The sequence below is a fragment of the Sporofaciens sp. St.21A7 genome, from assembly GCF_059728535.1.
In genome coordinates this window covers 2,087,921-2,106,295 of sequence record NZ_BAAGFN010000001.1, presented here as the reverse complement: position 1 = coordinate 2,106,295, position 18,375 = coordinate 2,087,921, and the positions used below count along the sequence as shown (strand labels likewise).

At 38.5% G+C, this 18,375-nt stretch carries 14 protein-coding genes; 2 read left to right on the top strand and 12 right to left on the bottom strand.

Annotated elements, in window-relative coordinates; genetic code table 11:
* Positions 1 to 96 precede the first annotated feature (96 nt).
* The 8 genes from AC6I3O_RS10420 to AC6I3O_RS10385 all read right to left on the bottom strand — a co-directional run bounded on the left by AC6I3O_RS10420 (position 97) and on the right by AC6I3O_RS10385 (position 13,206).
* Entirely contained in the window at positions 97 to 1,416 is a 1,320-nt protein-coding gene (locus AC6I3O_RS10420) for an McrC family protein (RefSeq protein WP_497850820.1), read from the bottom strand.
* Positions 1,417 to 1,432: 16 nt separating this feature from the next.
* Positions 1,433 to 5,122, bottom strand: coding sequence for a DUF8426 domain-containing protein (locus AC6I3O_RS10415; protein WP_497850819.1), 3,690 nt, complete (start codon positions 5,120 to 5,122; stop codon positions 1,433 to 1,435).
* Between the two features lie 575 nt (positions 5,123 to 5,697).
* The gene (locus AC6I3O_RS10410) at positions 5,698 to 8,829 is read right to left on the bottom strand and encodes a type I restriction endonuclease subunit R (RefSeq protein ID WP_497850818.1); all 3,132 of its coding nucleotides are present in this window, start codon (positions 8,827 to 8,829) and stop codon (positions 5,698 to 5,700) included.
* 151 nt (positions 8,830 to 8,980) lie between these two features.
* Positions 8,981 to 10,153, bottom strand: a complete 1,173-nt coding sequence (locus AC6I3O_RS10405; RefSeq protein WP_497850817.1) for a restriction endonuclease subunit S — start codon at positions 10,151 to 10,153, stop codon at positions 8,981 to 8,983.
* Positions 10,154 to 10,266: 113 nt separating this feature from the next.
* Positions 10,267 to 10,626 (bottom strand): phage integrase N-terminal SAM-like domain-containing protein, encoded by a 360-nt coding sequence (locus tag AC6I3O_RS10400; RefSeq protein ID WP_497850816.1) that lies wholly within the window; start codon positions 10,624 to 10,626, stop codon positions 10,267 to 10,269.
* 210 nt (positions 10,627 to 10,836) lie between these two features.
* Positions 10,837 to 12,360, bottom strand: coding sequence for a class I SAM-dependent DNA methyltransferase (locus AC6I3O_RS10395; protein ID WP_497850815.1), 1,524 nt, complete (start codon positions 12,358 to 12,360; stop codon positions 10,837 to 10,839).
* A gap of 1 nt (position 12,361) precedes the next feature.
* Complete coding sequence (locus AC6I3O_RS10390; RefSeq protein ID WP_497850814.1) at positions 12,362 to 13,060, bottom strand: helix-turn-helix domain-containing protein; 699 nt, start codon at positions 13,058 to 13,060, stop codon at positions 12,362 to 12,364.
* Positions 13,061 to 13,071: 11 nt separating this feature from the next.
* Positions 13,072 to 13,206, bottom strand: a complete 135-nt coding sequence (locus tag AC6I3O_RS10385; protein ID WP_497850813.1) for a hypothetical protein — start codon at positions 13,204 to 13,206, stop codon at positions 13,072 to 13,074.
* A 306-nt stretch (positions 13,207 to 13,512) separates the two neighbouring features.
* Between AC6I3O_RS10385 and AC6I3O_RS10380 the strand changes: the two genes are divergently transcribed.
* Positions 13,513 to 14,820, top strand: a complete 1,308-nt coding sequence (locus AC6I3O_RS10380) for an IS4 family transposase (RefSeq protein WP_497850542.1) — start codon at positions 13,513 to 13,515, stop codon at positions 14,818 to 14,820.
* Between the two features lie 183 nt (positions 14,821 to 15,003).
* Here AC6I3O_RS10380 and AC6I3O_RS10375 read toward each other — a convergent pair whose 3' ends face one another.
* Positions 15,004 to 15,435: a helix-turn-helix domain-containing protein gene (locus AC6I3O_RS10375; RefSeq protein WP_497850812.1), complete on the bottom strand. Its 432-nt coding sequence runs from the start codon at positions 15,433 to 15,435 to the stop codon at positions 15,004 to 15,006.
* Positions 15,436 to 15,874: 439 nt separating this feature from the next.
* On the opposite strand from AC6I3O_RS10375, the gene AC6I3O_RS10370 reads away from it, so the two are divergent.
* The gene (locus AC6I3O_RS10370; RefSeq protein ID WP_497850811.1) at positions 15,875 to 16,600 is read left to right on the top strand and encodes a hypothetical protein; all 726 of its coding nucleotides are present in this window, start codon (positions 15,875 to 15,877) and stop codon (positions 16,598 to 16,600) included.
* A gap of 102 nt (positions 16,601 to 16,702) precedes the next feature.
* Here the strand turns inward: AC6I3O_RS10370 and AC6I3O_RS10365 are convergent, their stop codons facing one another.
* The 3 genes from AC6I3O_RS10365 to AC6I3O_RS10355 all read right to left on the bottom strand — a co-directional run bounded on the left by AC6I3O_RS10365 (position 16,703) and on the right by AC6I3O_RS10355 (position 18,345).
* Positions 16,703 to 17,548 (bottom strand): KilA-N domain-containing protein, encoded by an 846-nt coding sequence (locus AC6I3O_RS10365; RefSeq protein WP_497853447.1) that lies wholly within the window; start codon positions 17,546 to 17,548, stop codon positions 16,703 to 16,705.
* Between the two features lie 78 nt (positions 17,549 to 17,626).
* Entirely contained in the window at positions 17,627 to 17,902 is a 276-nt protein-coding gene (locus AC6I3O_RS10360) for a hypothetical protein (RefSeq protein WP_497850810.1), read from the bottom strand.
* Positions 17,902 to 18,345, bottom strand: coding sequence for a hypothetical protein (locus AC6I3O_RS10355; RefSeq protein ID WP_497850809.1), 444 nt, complete (start codon positions 18,343 to 18,345; stop codon positions 17,902 to 17,904). The genes AC6I3O_RS10360 and AC6I3O_RS10355 overlap by 1 nt, the downstream gene beginning before the upstream one ends.
* Between the last annotated feature and the right edge of the window lie 30 nt (positions 18,346 to 18,375).

The following is an 18,375-nucleotide window of genomic DNA, read 5'->3' as shown; positions in this document are numbered from 1 at the left end:
GTTCTCCTCCCTTCAAACAGATATCGCCATCGCATTCCACCACGTAATTCGCCACCTGATTGATAAACTCTAGCTCGTCACAGATAAGATTACGAGTCAGAACATCCTCTGAGAAACATCTGATAACCTCAAAAACAGTCTCTCCATACTTTCTTCTATTCTCGCAACGTCAACAAAGAATAAAGATACATTCACTCCGTCGCCACTATCGAATGTAATATTATCTTGTCCCTGCATAGCGTCATTCAAAGGATACAGCAGCCATATTTCCGAAGTAGCATACTTCTTGGAATATGCATACATCTGATACATATCCGCTTGTGATATACCATAGTTCTTGCTTCTGTCATTAATAAGACTCTTCCATTTTGTATCCAGAATAACAACACTCTTATCATCCCTGGTTACAACAAGGTCTGGCCTAAGAGCAAACTTCCTGTAGCTTTCTCCATTGAGTTTATTGAATAGATAATGCCCTCTGTCCTGTGCCGACACATCCCAGTGATATTTTGAAAATGCTTTTTTCAGATTCTGTGCAACATATGCTTCGAACACTTTCTCCATTGGGAACATTAATGCTCTTGCAGATTCTGTTCCAGAAAACGTTGTAAAGCTTTTATTTTTCAAAAACACTCTGGACCACTGCATCAGCATCTCATAATCCTTCGTATTGCGGTCAATTACAACTTGCGAGAAATCCTTATCATAATTTGTTGATGGAGATACCATCTCAAATGAAGTAAGCAGCTGTCGGATTGCTTTTGAGTTTTCTGCACTTGTTGTAATACTATGAAGTTTAAGCAATGTTGACTTAACCAGTCTGTTTTCCGGACGATTTACCTGGTATTCATCATAACCAACATAGAATCGCTCTTGATGAGTCATATTATGTTTTATATGCTCGTTTACAAGAAGCTTCCCCTTATAGAAGCTGAGGTTATCTTCCACTCCAATATAGGATGATTTAATCCCATGTTTTACAAGTTGTCTAACTTCCTGCAAATACATATTGATAAAAATCTCATATAGGTTCATGCGATCCATTTTAAGATTCGCATTTGAAAATACTTTGCTTGGAAAGTCCTTCATGCTTCTTAACATACGAATGAACACTTTTTTTGTTTCATCCTGTTCTCCGTTTAAGAATTCAATCTTTGGGAGCACCTGGATCTGACAATCATTTTTCATCTGGATGAGTCCAACATAATTCTTGAAAGTTACGGTTTCACCGATATTTCGACGATATCCAATCTTTATAAAATCGAGCACATCCGACTCTTCTGAATCCGAGTCAAAAGCATGAATGAACTCAAGGAGATCAGCAAAAGTATCCTCATCTACACATGTGTATTTATCGTTAAATTCTTCATTGCCAATAAGAGTATCGAACTCTTTCACTTCAATGAGTTTATTCACGTTCTCACCACTTTTCCTAGCCCATAATCTGTATGTAGCTATTGATATTCATAAACGCTGATTCCTGGATTTCATAGGAATAATCCGGAATATCAACATCTGAATTGTCTCCTCTAAAAATAGAGTTTGGTTTAATTTCCTTTGCAAGTATGAATTTATACTCATCATTGTCCTTACCGTTATCTCCAAGAACCATCATAATTTTGCTATAGTCCTCGTAGAAGTATTCCTGTAATAAAGGAATAACAGACTTTCTAAAGATACATGCAAGTTTTTCAATTGTTGGTTCAAACACCAATCCTGTAAAGAAGGCGTGTCCTATTGTGTGTTCTCTGTCATATAAATACTCAATACGCTGATTGATTACATCGAGCATCTGAGCAACATCAAGTTCATCACCATCGACCTGGAGCATGTCTGCACCAATTTTTCTAAGGACATCAGAATTCGGCATCATTTCAACAAATTGAAATCTACGGCGAAGTGCAGTATCCATTAAGGCAATGGATCTATCGGCTGTATTCATTGTTCCAATAATATAAACATTTCCAGGCACACTGAATGGAGTATTCGAGTATGGCAGAATAACTTCTGCAGCTTCATCTGCTCCTCTTCTCTTTGTCGTTTCAATCAAAGTAATCAGCTCACCAAAAATCTTAGAAATGTTACCACGGTTAATCTCATCAATTATAAATACATATGGTCTATTCTCCTCAATGATTGGCCCACCAGGAATTCTCTTGAGCAAATCATCAATAGATACACGATTCAACGGATAGAGCGTATATCTTCCAAGCTTCACCTGTCCGTTTAAGTCACTAATATCAATTGGTTCTCCTCTGTAAATCCAATCAACTTTTCTTTTTCTTGGATATCTATCAGAAGAAATATCAAATTCATAATCACCTGTAACTATACCAATACTGTTTATTTCAGATACAGATGCTCTCGTAACAATGACATCTCCAATTTCCATTTCATCCTGGAAATTAAGAAGCATTCTTCTTTCTTTATCATTTAATGATTTTTCTTCCTCCGTTATCCTTTCAGGAGCAGCACTCCAGCCAATTCTAATGGTTCCTTCTTCAAAGCACTTGGCAGCAAGTTCTGGCGACTCACTTCCACCCAAAATCATGCACCACAGTTTTGAATCTTCATTAACTTGGAATGAAACATTTGAAATAGTCGTTTTCATATCGACTGATACTTTGCTTGCTTTGTCACAAAAATCCTTGAAAACACCATCTTTTATCATATATGAAATAGCACTCGACTCTTCACTAGAATCCATTACAGGCTTTATTCCTTCGATAAATTCTTCATAGCCGTAAGACTGATGGAACGTTGTAAATGCAATTCTTCCAGCCTTTTTGAGCTTATTGTACTTATCAAAAACCTCATCATATGGTTTACTGCAAACTTCTTCGAGAGATAATCCTTCGCAGATTGCCACAGCGTAATTTACTGTATTATATGTTTTACCTGTTCCAGGAGGGCCATAGAGAATCATGTTTTTATCAAACTCTAATGACTCTACATCATTTTCTTCTATATTAATTGCTGATAAATCCATACCTTCTAACGCCTCCTTTAGTTCTTCTCTGATTTTCCATGAGTATCTTACATTTCCGTTTTCTTCTACGTATTTCCCTACAAATGGAATTGTATAATATCTTGTTGTGCCATCCTCTTGTATACAGTCACATCCTGTATATTTCATTGCGGCCTGACCTATGCTTCTTCCATATGCATTGTACGCACCTTGCTTTCCACCGTAGAGCTCTTCCAAATGAGCACAAGTTGATTCTCCACCTTGCTCCATAATCTTTGCAAGCAGATCCAGATACTCCGGTTTTATGATGTAAGAATTTCTAAGCATAGTAGCCCACTGTTCTGTCGTGATGCCAGGAGTATACTCTTCAATTGATGGCCAATATTCATTAGTTGGCTTATCAATTCCAAGGACGTGCTCATAGTAAGGAATAAGTTCAGAAACACCTTTGAGCATTGATGCTTCAATGTCATCGTTTGTAATCTCTTCATCGTATTCCACAATGCTGCAAATCTGAACCTTCTTGTATGTACCGTCAGCAATCTTTGATTTGATTGTTTCTACATCTTCTTCTAGCACTTCTGGTCTTCCGAATTCATTGCTGCCTGAAACATAGCTCAATGAGCTATTGGCACTGATAAGAATGTCTAAATGTCTATGGTAGTTTGCGACTACAGACTTATCTGATCCATCATTTTTAAGCTCAAGACTAAAACGGAATCTAGCGTGGTTTGTCACTTCAGACATATCTACAAATATAGATATGCTTTCAGGTCGCTTTGCGTATTCACTATATTTAAGCTGCGCCCACAGATAATTTCTTGTTTTTGTATTTGAACCATCTAGCCATTGTATTGTTTCACACTTATTTAAATTAAACTTTTCAGCACAGAGCTTGGCCATTTTCTGTAATTCCGCTTTTACTCGTTGGCCATTTGCTTTAACTGTGAGCAATCTTTCCTTCTCTTCTTCATCAGTAGCTAAATTTGGATTTGAGTAAGGAACCGCTCTGTTTTTCTCAAGATAATCCATTACCCATATGTAATTAATATTCGTATGAGTCATACCTGCTCCCAGTTGTCTTGCAGCATTGTCAAAAATGCGGTAGTTCTTGATTGTAAAATTGCTGTCTCTGAATTCTTTTATGGCACGACAATTATCAATGTAACTTTGTATAGAACCTTTGTTATCCAACTTTACACCAAGATATTCATAAATATTATCATAACCACTATTAGCGTTGAGGACTGGAAATACTGTAGGTTTTAAACAATGCAAAACTTGAGATGCAGCTGCCGCACCCATTCCTTTAAATTCATCATTGAAAACTTCTTTACAACGTTCAAAAATCCTATCGTCATCCTGCATATGCATGATACTGATACACATTCTAACGAAATTATGTACGGATGATACATCAGTTTTATTCATAAAAGAATAAAATCCTGTTCCAAACATTCCTATGCTTTGAGCATCATTTTCTCTGTTCTCATATTTACGATTATCGGCATTTCCCCATATTTCCCGCAGTTTTCTTTTCAAAACATCTTTTTGATCCGCAGGCAAATGGCTAGCATCTATTCTTTCTTCCCTTTTTGCTATGCTAAGTTTCCATGTCCCTACACACATCAAATAAACTAAATTTAAGTCCTCATAATCAAGATCGCTTAAATCCTTCATATTCTCATATGCATTGATGGTTGTTCTCATTAGCTCATATGATCCATCGTGCTTATCCGGCTCCATTTCTTCCGCATTTAGAAGTATTGATACAATGTCTAGGTATTCTTTGATTTCAGGCTTTACAGTTATTGCTTTTTGAGGTGCTCTAAAACCCAATTTTTCTAATGCTAAACGTGAATATAAGCTGGTATTATATTCCTCAACCATTTCGAGCTCAGTATATTTGTCATAAGGCTCATCGTATTTACTTTCGACATTGTATTTGCGATCATCGATTTCAATCTCTTTGATATCAACCTTATTTACTTTACATTTGAATCTGATCATCTGCTCTTCACCAGATGAATAAATATAAACAATATCGCCCACCTCGTAATTTGCATACTGTCTCCAGTCAATCTTTTTTAAATCATGAAATGCATCCACAAAATTATAATATTTTAAATTTCCTGACGTTATCCATTCAGTCACGGTAACTCCTCCTATGATCTACCCTAATAATACAAAAACAGGTGTCCATTTATCTGGACGCATAAGTTCTTCCGTACTCACTGTTTCTCGTTTTAGTTTCTTTTTAAAGTTCTGGGTGTCTGACCAATCCTACAAGCCAACTCTGCAACACATATTCCTTTTTCTTTACACAGATTCTTAATTAAATTCGATGTGTTCATAATCTCACCTTTTCTGTTGAAACCCAGTTTCTGAGAACATAGTAACGTTAAGGTATATTATAAATCATTTGGTTGACATTTTCAATATGCGCTACCCGCTGTTTACATGTCGTTCATAGCATTTTACAAGACTCCGACACGTCCTTTACGGTTTTCATTATTTTCTCCAATGCAACTGCACTTTTCCTTTGCAATATTAGAAATATCTTAGAATGCCTGTCTAAATAATCACAGATTGAGTCAATGCCATGAATCTTGTATGTGCTAAACCTATTTTGTTCAGCGAACGAATGTTTTTTTGTGTCTCAAAAACTCGGAATTTCCTATAAAGCAAATATAGCGGCTCTTGGTTCACTCCAAAAGCCGCTAATTCATTTAATTTTTGTTTGCAAGTACAGAATAGTATGCTGCCATCCTTTTGTTAGTTTCCACAATATGCTCTTCATTATCCACCCACATCTCACACTGTTCAATAACAATTCTCAATGCGTCTTCCATTCCTTCCGGTGGATACTTATATTTTTTAAGTAGTCTCTTTACTTTCTTTCTCATGGACGCTCTTGCAGATTCTTTCTTTTCCCAGTCAACAGTACGTGAACTGCGAAGTTCCTCTGTCAACTCTCTTGTGATTGCAATAAGCTGGTCATTTGTATAGAAATCTTTTACTGCCTCCGGTCTTGTTAATGCATCATAAAAAGCAAGTTCCTCATCCGACAGCCCCATTTCATCGCCAGCTTTGTGTGCGTTGCTGATGTCCTGAGCCATCTTCATCAGTTCTTCTATAACTTCTTCATTGGTCAGCATTCCATTCAGATAAGATTTAACCACCCTATCAAGCATAGATGAAAATTCCTGCGATTTTACAATGTTGGTTCTCTTATAAATCTTTACCTGCTCGGCAATCAATTTTTTCAGCAATTCTATAGAAAGATTCTTTTCCGGCATTTTTGCCACTTCTTCCATAAATGCTGTATTAAACAGATTGAACTCTGTATCCACATCCGTAAACAGATTAATAACTCCATCACTCTGCACACTCTGCTTGAGCAATTCATTTATCTGGGCATTCATCTCTTTAAAGGATAATGGACCTGGCTTAACCACCTTAATCAATACTGACCTGACAGTTTCAAAATATGCCTCTTCACGTCTCTCATCTGCTGTCGCTATACTCTTTGACATTGAAAATGCCTGTCGCATCATATAACATTCAGTCAGATAATTCTCCAGAGTTTCTGCATTTTCCGGAGCAGAAAGGAAGTTCACACCACCTGTTATGAGATTCGCTCTTCGCAGATCACTCTCGGTTGTCATGAAATCGCTATAATCATACCCATGCATCAAATCGCGACATACAGATAACTTCTCTTGAAATTTCAGGTAGGCCGTCTTTGCTACATCCATATTACTGAACTTTTTCTGATCCGATTCTGTATATTGTTTCATGGCAGCTTTCAAAGCAGAAGCAATTCCAATATAATCAACAATCAGACCACCTTCTTTATCCTTAAATACACGATTAACACGGGCGATAGCCTGCATCAGATTATGTCCTTTCATCGGCTTAAAGATATACATGGTAGACATTGATGGAAGATCGAAACCTGTCAGCCACATATCCACTACAATGGCAATCTTAAATTCACTATCATTGTCCTTAAATTCTCTTGCAAGGCTTTCTCTATATGACTTGTTTCCAGTCAGTTCTTTCCATTCCACCGGGTCTTGATTACCACCGGTCATGACAATCTTAACCTTGCTTTCCCATCCTGGGCGCATTTCAAGGATTTTTTGATATATCTTTACTGCAATCGGTCTGGAATATGCAACAATCATAGCCTTGCCAGTCTGTTCATACTGTCGGCAATTTTCATAATGTTCCAAGATGTCTGTGCATAAAGAATTAAGCACCTTCGGAGTACCAAGGACGCTGTCCATATGAGCTAACTCATGTTTGCTCTTTTCGATATCTACCTCATTCGCATTAGCTTTCAGGCGTTCATAGGTTTCATCAATCTGTGCCACAATCTCTGGGTCAAGTTCCAGTTTGATCACTCGACTCTCATAATAAATCGGTTTGGTCGCACCATCCGCTACAGCCTGGGACATATCATAGATATCTATGTAATTACCAAACACCTCTAATGTGTTTCTGTCTTCCAACTCTATCGGCGTTCCGGTAAATCCTATGTATGTTGCATGAGGAAGGGCATTTCTGACACGCCTTGCATTACCAATGGTAATCTTACCTGTCTTGGCATTGACACGTTCCTCAAATCCATACTGGCTTCTGTGTGCTTCATCCGCCATTACCACAATATTTCTTCTCTGAGAAAGTGGTTCATCGCTTTCTTCAAACTTTTGCATGGTAGTAAAGATAATACCATTAGCAGTTCTTCCATCCAGCCAGTCCATAAGGGCAATAGTCTTAGAACCATTTTTCTTTTCCTCATCTGATAGACGTCTCTTTTCAGCCTGTACTGGAGTCTGTCTCAGGAAATCTTTACATTTTGAGAACTGGGCAAATAACTGGTCATCCAAATCATTTCTATCTGTAATGACAACAATCGTTGGGCTATTCAATGCTTCCTGCAAATATTTTGCATAGAAAACCATAGATAGAGATTTTCCACTACCCTGTGTATGCCAGAACACACCACCTCTACCGTCTCCGCCATCTGCACTTGCCTTTCTGGTAGATTCTACTGCTTTCTTTACAGCAAAATACTGATGGTATGCTGCCAATATCTTAGCATTCCCCGTAATTTCCTTAGAGAAGCAGATAAAATTATGCAGAATATCAAGGAATCGGTCTTTTGCAAACATACCTTTTATCAAAGTTGTAAAATCTGCAAACCTTGTATCTTCATAATCTCCATCAACAGTTTTCCATTCCATAAAACGGTCAATCGAAGCAGTGATAGTACCGGCTTTTGTCTGTGACTGATCACTGATAACACAAAAAGCATTATAATTAAAGAAACTCCCTATAGATTTCTTATAATTCTGAATCTGCTGATATGCGTCCTCAATGGTAACAGAATCTGCCTTTGGAGACTTCAATTCCATAACAACAACAGGCATACCATTCAGGAATATTACCACATCTGGACGTTTTGTTTCATATTCCTCATACGTCCACTGATTTGCCACAACAAAACTGTTATTAGCCGGATTGCCATAGTCCACTAACCTTACAATTTCACTGACCTCTTCTCCCTTTTTTTGATATGCTACCGTAACGCCATTTTGAATATAATCTGTAAAGATTTCATTCTTGGACACAAGACTTCCAGCCTCGTATTCCTTGATTTTCATGATAGCCTCATCAATGGCCACCGCAGGCAACTTCGGATTGATGGATTCCAGCGAACTCCTCAGTTGTTCTTCATATAAAGGATTACGTGTGTCTCTCTTTACGTCAGGTCCATAAAGGTGTGTATATCCAAGGCTTTCAAGCAATTCAACAATAGAATTTTCATAACTTGATTCATTAAAACCAGACATATATCTTCACCTCCTATTTGTATTAAAATTTGTTTTATCTTAGTGCTATAAACGATAATTTACCGCCGCATCAGGAACGGAAATATGCGGAAAAAGTAGATTGCGGCGGTAACGAGGAAACGGCAAGGCCGTTTTCGAGTCTACGGGTAGCTTAGAGGTCGATAGCTGAGATGTCAATCTCGCCGGACATGAGCTTTGGTAATAATGCATCACGCAGCGCTGAAAGTCGCTTATTTTCAGTCTTGTTAGAGTTAAGCTGCTCAAGAACTGGAAAAGCAATGGCATTAAACTCTTCTAACTCTTCCTTCGATGGAAGAACAACAGAGTATGTCATAATTTGTTGCTTGTCTCCACGGGGCATTTTTGTCCCTTTTGATCCAGCCGCCATGAATGCAAAGAATTTGTCAGTATATAGAGTGCTGAATAAATACGCTGCATATTGAGATTGAACCGGTGTGAAGCAAAGAACATCTGTTGAACATCCGCACATGTCCTCACAGTAGACAATCTTCTTAAAGTAAGGTCGAATGTTGGAAATCAATGTATCGCCCTTTTGGCAGGCAGTAGTCTGTGGTGTAGCCGGAAGACTCGCAGCCTCAGTTGAACCAGCTTTTCCAGGCAACATATTCTCCGTTGAGAAGTAGGTGTTGACATTCAGTTCAGAAACAGCCACCTTTTCTTTGGAATACGAGCAAATATCCGAAAGGATACCCTGATTTGCTACCAAGCTGACATCGCCAAATTGCTCTTGATATATTGCTTGCAAGAGATCAGATAAATTCTTGTTTATTTCTGTATTTGTCTTGATTTTCTCATCAATATTCGCTAAGAAGCTTCCTATATTCTTCTGAACCAATTTATCACTTGGATACCTGATAATTATTTCATCTTGCAAACGTCTTCTATTAATTTCGGTTTGACCCGTGGATCCTTCTGCCAGTCCTTCTATTTGAGATTGAAATGACTTTACAGCATACCCGTAGTAAATGGGATCTAATTCTTCCGAAGGTCTAATAAGAATCATGTGTCCATCAATAGTCGTAGGCACTGTGACTTCTATCATCTGCGCAACTCTGCCAGCAGTTCCTGTTCCTGTCGAATTTATCAGAACATCTCCTATTCTCAGCATTTTATCTGCAGGAATTTTCTTTTTTGCGCAATCATGAATTCTTGATTCGCTGTACGAAATTTCAAAATTTCTATTACACTTTTGATTTAACACTCGTATCGTATTTTCATTTTCTTCTTCTGTATACTTAGGTGGTATACCTTTTGCTATGAACGCAGTTACCTCTCCTAAAGTCTTTTCAAGCCACTCTGCCATATTGTCACCTTCCTAACCAATATATTCATTGCTCTGCTTGACCATTGCATACTGCAAGGTCGTATCTATTCTCTTATGCCTGGACTTTTTGTATATCTAACTGCTTACCCATTTCACGCAGACGAGATTCGATACCGCCAAGAGAAAAAGCTGAACAACTGATAATCTGTCAGATAAGAACGTAAGTCTTCCGTCCGAATATGACGTATACCTTTGTCTATCGAAGACACCATTGTTTCAATAGTTGTTCGGTAATATTTCAACGTTTTTTCTGAACAACCTTCAATCCGCTTTGCCGAAACAAAAGCATCTATCAGCTTTGGATTATCGTCTGTATCCTTCTTTTCCATCTGTACTGTGATCTCACAGCCAAACAGTGCATTTTCAAGTGCCTTTTGCAGCTGCTGCATTTGGGCATTGTCGAGGTGTGGCAGCATTTGCTGCATCACCTCTGAAATAATCTGTTGTTTCATAGGTCATTCTCCTTCAAATTTATTTTCCAGAGAACGACTCAACGGCAGTTCCGTTGGCTTTATCTCCCGCCGTTGGTGGGAGTATTTAGGTTAAACAATAATTTATCTCAACAAGCAAAAGCATTATATGAGGAAATGTTCCTCAATACTCCTGATACTGATATGACACCAGGAGTATTGAGTGACATTGCGACATAAGTTTCTCACCTCTTACTCAGCATAGCCAATCGCAGCCAACTTCTTTTTGATTTCAGCCTCCAACTTATGAGATTCTTTAAATAAACCATATAATTCTGTAGATAATCTGGCCATCTTTTCTTCAAATGGCTCTCCATCATCTTCCTGTTCTTCAATGCCTACATATCTACCCGGAGTTAAAATATAATCCTGCTCAGCAATCTTTTCTGTTGTAACAACAGCACAAAATCCCGGAACATCTTCTAATGTACCTGCTACAAATGCATTGTATGTTTCAGACAGCTTCCCAATATCATTTTTTTCCGGATCATCCGAACCATCCGTGAGTTCTCTTAATGCACGTGTTACCATCGTTCCCATTTTACGTGCATCAATGAAAAGCGTTTTCCCTTTTTGCGTCTTATTCTTTGATAAGAACCATAAGCACACTGGAATACCGGTTGTGTAAAACAACTGACTTGGAAGTGAAATAATACACTCCACCAAATCTTCTTCAATGATATTCTTCCGAATTTCACCTTCACCACCACTTTGTGAAGAGAGTGAACCATTCGCCAGTACCATACCCATCTTTCCATTTGGTGCCAAATGCCAAAGCATATGCTGAATCCACGCAAAGTTCGCATTGCTCGCTGGAGGTGTTCCGTACTTCCATCTCTGGTCTTCCTTCAATTTGTCTGCTCCCCAAGAAGAAAGATTAAAAGGCGGGTTTGCCATTACATAATCTGCTCTCATAGTTGGATGCTGATCACTCAAAAATGTATCTTCCGGAAACTCTCCTAAATTGCAATCAATGCCTCTGATTGCAAGATTCATCTTTGCCATCTTCCATGTGGTAGGGTTCGATTCTTGTCCATAGACAGATATATCATTTATTAACCCTTGATGGTGTTTAATAAATTCCGCGGACTGTACAAACATTCCACCCGCACCGCAGCATGGGTCATACACACGACCATTAAACGGTTGCAGAATTTCTACAATCGTTCTAACAACACATGATGGTGTATAGAATTGTCCAGCATTCTTACCTTCCTGTTCGGCAAAATTTCTAAGGCAGTATTCATATGTTCTGCCCAATAGGTCTTTTTCATCTGCTCCGTCTATCATCTTTACGTTGGTAAAGAGGTCTACCACTTCACCAAGTCTACGTTTATCAAGTTCCTGACGTGCAAAATTCTTCGGCAAGATCCCTTTTAACTTTTTATTTTCCGCTTCAATGGCAATCATGGCCTTGTCAATAACAGTACCAATCTCCGGCTTATGGGCAGCTTCTGCAATATCCTTCCATCTGGCACCTACCGGAACATAAAAGATATTTTCAGAATAGTATTCATCCTTATCCTCTTCAAATCCCTCGCCCTCTTCAACAAGTTCCTGATATTTTTCTTCAAAACTATCAGAAATATATTTTAAGAAAATAAGTCCCAGAATGACATTCTTATATTCAGAAGCATCCATGTTTCCCCTAAGGACACACGCAGCATCCCATATTTCTTTTTCAAATCCTATATCCGCAGTATTCTTTGTTGCCATGTTATTGCCCTTCCTTTTTCTTGTTTTCGATTTCCTGTATCAACGCAGTTCTTTCTTCCTCAGAAAGTCTTGATATTTCTTCTATCAAATTAATCCAATCTGCATCCTGAAAACCAGCCCACCCTTTCGCATCAAGAGCATCCTGCATATTTCCTGTATTATTCACAACTTTAAGCCCTTTGAAATTTGGCAAAGAACTGTTATACCAATAATCAACCATGTCATCTCCAACATCATAGATTTTGTAACGACGTCTCAACATGTAAGACAACAATCTATCCTTGATTTTTATGTAATCCGTATTATCATCCGGGCGAATTTCAATCTTAATTCCACTGGTTTCAATTTCACCATAATCGTCAACACTATCTGGCCTTACCGCTTCTTTATGGTTCAGAATTTTCATGTTGTCATTGATAATTAACTTGTCCATAATTCTGGCAACCTGCTCATAAGTAAGGTTATTTATGTTCAGACCATTTATATCTCTTACATCACTTATGCCTAAAAGCCAATCAATAGACACATTATACGTCTTTGCAATTCGGTACAAATTATCTGTGGTTATTAGCTGTGCGCCACTAAGCCATTTACTAATATTACTTTGTGTGGTCTGCAATCTTCCTGCAGTAATTTCCTGTGTCTCTTTTTCAAATAATTCCGCTAAACGTACTTTGATTATATCTTTCAAATCATCCATCGTTTCCTGTCTCACTCTCCAAAAGGTCCTGTATTATCACTCATTAAATCTGCATAATCATCCTCAGCCTTTTTCGCTTCATCCCATACTTCCAGCCAATTCGCCTCTGTCATAGCTTCGCCAGTCAAAAAATCCAAGCCATTCATACTCCAAGTACCTTCCCAAATCAGAGGGCGGTCCTGGAATAAAGCAAGCTTTGTCTCATTCCAATTCAATGTTAACAACCTAACTAAAGCAACCACAATATATAGTGTTTGATATTTTAAAATTTATATCATCTTATCATCGGCACAGGATTTTCCTGTGCTTTTTTGTATCGTTTTTCTAAAGAGTGAGCTCAAAATATTGCACAAAAATTTCCTGATATTTTCATTAGATTTACTATTGACAAAATAACCAAAATTTGCGGCGCAGCCCCTGATTATAGTACATTTTTGAAAGGAGCTGCATTTATGAAACTCATTCAGATTCTCGCCGATATTATCTGCAACACTTTGCTTGACCCAAATGCCCTGGACAGGGCGCGCAGGCAAAAAGGCGCTTATACCCGTAACTGCGGAAAACTTCCTTACTGGACTTTGGTTAAACTTTTACTCGGCAATGTTAAAAAGACAATCTCTGCCTCCTTGGATAGTTTTTTTCATGAACTTAAACTGAAATCGGGAGCACCCTCTGTCAGCTGCTCACAGCAGGCTTTCAGCAAAGCGCGTTCTAAAATTAGCCATTCCATTTTCAAAGAAGCTTTTGAGCGCATGCTGGATTTCCTCTGCAGCCAGGATTCCCTTCCTTTCCACGCGCGGTTTCTGGGGGTATGGGGACGGCAGATCATAGCCATTGACGGCTCTAAGATCCCGCTTCCCAACCGGAAAGCTCTCCTTGATCAATATGGCAGCATCGGGAGAGGTGCTAGCTCTCCCACTGCCATTGCCAGTGTTGCTTTTGACGTTCTCAATGACCGCGTCCTTGATGCCCAGTTCGAACCAATCCATGTGGATGAGCGTACACTTGCCATGAGACATATGGACAATATCAAAAACAAAGCACGGGCAAGCTTATTATACACCATGTTTGTCTTCGACAGGGGATATGCTTCCAAAGAATTGATCGCTTATATCGAAGACACGATCCATGCAGGGTATCTTTTCCGGCTCAGGTCTAAATTTAACAATGCGATTGATGCGCTTCCCGCACCGGCAGACCAGTATGGGATCACCGACCACATTCTCGTTTTGGATGACAGGAAAGTCCGCGTCCTAAAGTTCTATCTTCCAGGCGAGACACTGGAAACACTGATCACAAATGATTTTGGCCTGGATCAAGGTCTGTTCCGCCAGTGCTACTTTCTTAGATGGCCAGTGGAAGAAGATTATAAGCTGATTAAGGAAAAAATAGGGCTTACGGACTTTCGCGGTTATTCCGAAAATTCGATCCTTCAGGAATTCTGGATCTCCATTCTGCTTGCGAACCTCACCCTTGCTATTAAGAAGGAAACGGACGGGATCATCGACCGTACCATTAACCAGAAAAACAATAAGCACAGGTACATGACAAATATAAATGAGCTCGTCGGCTGCCTGAGCCGTCGGCTTCCAGAATATATGGATTCTGAGACACCTGCCGAAAAATTTACCATAATCCGGGACATCTTTTGTTTTGCCGTATCACATCGGGTACGGGATAAAAAAGGATGCAAAGAGTCAAATCCACGTGATATTCCCAGAAAGGTAAAGCATCATTACAATAACAAGGCAACACACTAACTATCATTTCTGAAAGGTGGTGATGTCCCGCGGTTCTATGCTCCATGGCGTCAGAGAAATATTTTTAAAATTTGCTTCTAGCACCAAGGGGGAAGTCTGCCCTTTTTTATCTCACCCAATATACTTTTTGTTATATTTCTGTCAATTTAATGCTGTATTCTCGCTCTTGATACCATACCACTACTAAGTTGTTAACATTGCATTCCAATTATCATAAAGTTCTTTATCTGTTTTATATATCGTCACGCTTTTCTTCGTCAGCATCTTTATTAATGGATCAGAGACTTTAAAGGATAATGCATTTGCACTCTCTTCCATTTTTAATGCGCCATGTCGGATTAGCTCATGAAGGTTTCTTACTGCTGTAGTATACGTTGTTCCTTCACACGTTTTATATATTTCTTTCTTATCAGATAAACCCAACAGCCAATCAGCAGACACCCCATAAATTTCTGATACATGATATATCGTTTCTAATGTCGGTTGCTGCGAACCAGAAAGTAATTTACTTACATTTCCCTGCGTCATATTTAATTTTTTTCCAACTGTTTCTTGTGAATCTTGTCCAAACGTCTCCCTAAGTCTAGCTTTAATTACATCTATCGCTAATGCCATACTGTCACCTACTACTCGAATCAAAAAACTTGTTATTTGGTTCCGTCTCCCTGGCAATTCTTCCCTTTGTATACTGAACAAAACGCCTTCAAAAATTCATACGAAACGCCTTGAAGTGGTCTACATGTTCACCCAAGCATTCTTTCGTAATTTCTATATTAAATGCCATATACCGTCAAACATTCCTCTCTCGAATAAAATATTCCTCTGTCGAATAACTTCATTCTACCACGAATATTTTAATTTTTGAATCCCCCTTTTTCAACATTTTTCAAGAATATTGCCATTCAAACCCATCGTTATCTTATTCCTGGCATTTCCTCTATACGGGCAAGCTGGCGATTTGCAAATTAGGAGGATTCCGAAATGTATGGCCACAGAACTATAGCAAAGTATCGCCGTGAGGTTTCCTCCCAGCCAATCAATGGAGGAAATCGTTATGGCAAACACAACTGCAAATCCTTATAAGTACAGCAACAGAACATCAATCGACGGAGTACCGCTTGAACCCGGACAGGTATTAGCACCTTGGTGGATTCAGAATGGGTACAAATTAAAAGCAGAAGAAAAGAAGCATTGTACAACCATTCACTACGGAGAGTTCAAATTCCGTATAGGTTTCATTCCTATAAAAATTGAAGGCTTTGAAACCTATATGGAAGGCTTCAACAACGAAATCAACAATTACATGAAAGAACGTAAAGAGGGGCGATGCATTATGGGTTACAAGGCAGACGGCGAACCAATCTGCTGTCAAAAATCTAAACATTGCAGAGGATGTGAAAATCAGCATAATCAGCAAATTAAACGTTACAATCCTTTGAAGGACCGATTTGACATTCTTTCCTTAGACTACTGTTATGCAGATGAAGATTTTGATGTGGCTGATGAAAAAGCTGAATCTCCAGAAGACGCAGCATGTGCATCTGATGCTTTAACAGAAGAAGAGCTCTATGCTCTTGCACTCACCCACTTTCAAAAAGAACATCCTCGTTATGCTGAAATCATCAAACTTAGCAAACAGCATGTTTCAATCGAAGAAATCTGTAACAAAATTGGACTCAAGCCAAATCGCGGGCGTGAAGAAATCAACAATGCTTATAATGCACTCTGTGACTATCTTGGTCTCGGTGTGTACAAGCATAAAAGCAACCGCAGAAAATAGTCTCCATACGCAGAAAAGCGGCAACATCCTAAGATGTCGCCGCCTTTCTGCTATCCATTCAAGCTTTAAATTGGTGGCTCCCAAGCATTAGAATAATCATTTCTATGTATTTACTCTTAATTTCGGTAAATTATTTAAGCTTACCGATTCCAATGTCTGCAACTGCTGCACCGCCAACTGCCTAAGCAATTCCATTCTTTCTTTTTGGTCTTTCCCTTGATTAATCAATACAGCATTATAGCTTTCCAAATTAGCAAGTACAAGTAATTGATTCAGAGTTGCCACATCCCGCATATTTCCTTTAACTGCTAAATTTTCGTCTTTCCATTGCTTAGCTGTCTTTCCAAACAAAACTACATTGAGCATATCAGCTTCATTAGCATATGTGTAGGCCACCTGTGCAGGCGTTAATTCTGGCGGAATCAAATTTTCTTTTATCGCATCAGTATGTATCCTGTAATTCAATTTAGAAATCTCTCTGTTCAAATTCCAGTTCAAAGACAATCGACTATTTTCATCTGTCTTTAATCTTCTATAATCCTTCATAATATATAATTGGAACTCAGGCGAAATCCAAGTTGCGAAAGACATAGCAATATCACTATGGGCATATGTTCCGCCATAACGTCCCGCTTTTGAAACAATGCCAATGGCATTTGTAGCTTCTATCCACTTCTTTGGTGACATTGTAAATGCGTTTGCTCCTGCCTGTTTTCTAAACCCCTCGAATTCGAGGGGTTTAAAATCTGGATTATGAAGCCTTTCCCATAATCCCAAAAATTCTATTACATCCCTGTTTCTCATCCAGTTTTGAATAACCGCTGTTGGGTCATCACTTTTATATCGAGCTATATCTGTCAATGAAATAAATTCATTATCAAAATCCTGCGTATAAATACCAATATCTATTCCATTTGCATGAATTGTATCCTTAATTATTTTTCCCATTGCTCCTCCTATAATAATATCACAAACTTCCTCAAGCATTGTAATTGTTTCTTCTCTTAGATATGTTCTGCCAAATAGTTATTTGTTTTCATCTTCCCACATCTCCCGATACTCTTCAATATAAAATTTAATGCACCTCGGATATACATATAAATATTTTCTACACACTTTCTTATACAACCCCAATATTTTTTCATCACATTCAAAGTCGAGTAAATAATCAAGCAAATGTGATAGTTCAACTTCTGACACGGTTCTGCTACACACATCTTCAACCAGCGGCAAATAAACCTCATAGGCTTTTTGATGTATTTCAACTATCTGTTCTGCAATCTGATAAATCCTTTCATCCATTAAATTACCTCAAAATATTTAAGTGCATCCGTTATCGCTTCTACCTTCTCTTTCGGTGGACGCTTCCTCGAATGTTTTAATTCTTCTACCGCATTAGAAGCATCATACATTGTTAAGCCTAAAGACCTTTTCACCTCTACAATATACGCAGTATGTACTTTAAATCCATATTTCTTTTCAATATATTCCTGTATAATTTTATATGTAATTTTCGGTTTAGGCTGATATTTCTTTGCCCGCTCTGCTATTGTATCTAAAGGTACTTTTCCCGCGCCTTCTCCAAATTCCACCGTCACATTAATGACACTATCTGGTGATTTGTGGGACAAAAGTACAATGGTTTCAACATGCCCCGAGACACCATTATGAATGTCGAGCGTCTGCGGGAATATATCCAAAATCCGTGGGTATGCGGAAACATATCTACAATCCTCTAATCTCATTTCAATCCATCAAACCTCGTTCTGCTAAGT

What these genes read in the sequence shown, in the direction of transcription:
- AC6I3O_RS10410 (WP_497850818.1), bottom strand. Translation starts at nt 8,829, where the DNA reads ATGTCTGGTTTTAATGAATCAAGTTATGAAAATTCTATTGTTGAATTG.
- AC6I3O_RS10405 (WP_497850817.1), bottom strand. Translation starts at nt 10,153, where the DNA reads ATGGCAGAGTGGCTTGAAAAGACTTTAGGAGAGGTAACTGCGTTCATA.
- AC6I3O_RS10400 (WP_497850816.1), bottom strand. Translation starts at nt 10,626, where the DNA reads ATGAAACAACAGATTATTTCAGAGGTGATGCAGCAAATGCTGCCACAC.
- AC6I3O_RS10395 (WP_497850815.1), bottom strand. Translation starts at nt 12,360, where the DNA reads ATGGCAACAAAGAATACTGCGGATATAGGATTTGAAAAAGAAATATGG.
- AC6I3O_RS10390 (WP_497850814.1), bottom strand. Translation starts at nt 13,060, where the DNA reads ATGGATGATTTGAAAGATATAATCAAAGTACGTTTAGCGGAATTATTT.
- AC6I3O_RS10385 (WP_497850813.1), bottom strand. Translation starts at nt 13,206, where the DNA reads ATGAATGGCTTGGATTTTTTGACTGGCGAAGCTATGACAGAGGCGAAT.
- AC6I3O_RS10380 (WP_497850542.1), top strand. Translation starts at nt 13,513, where the DNA reads ATGAAACTCATTCAGATTCTCGCCGATATTATCTGCAACACTTTGCTT.
- AC6I3O_RS10375 (WP_497850812.1), bottom strand. Translation starts at nt 15,435, where the DNA reads ATGGCATTAGCGATAGATGTAATTAAAGCTAGACTTAGGGAGACGTTT.
- AC6I3O_RS10370 (WP_497850811.1), top strand. Translation starts at nt 15,875, where the DNA reads ATGGCAAACACAACTGCAAATCCTTATAAGTACAGCAACAGAACATCA.
- AC6I3O_RS10365 (WP_497853447.1), bottom strand. Translation starts at nt 17,548, where the DNA reads ATGGGAAAAATAATTAAGGATACAATTCATGCAAATGGAATAGATATT.
- AC6I3O_RS10360 (WP_497850810.1), bottom strand. Translation starts at nt 17,902, where the DNA reads ATGGATGAAAGGATTTATCAGATTGCAGAACAGATAGTTGAAATACAT.
- AC6I3O_RS10355 (WP_497850809.1), bottom strand. Translation starts at nt 18,345, where the DNA reads ATGAGATTAGAGGATTGTAGATATGTTTCCGCATACCCACGGATTTTG.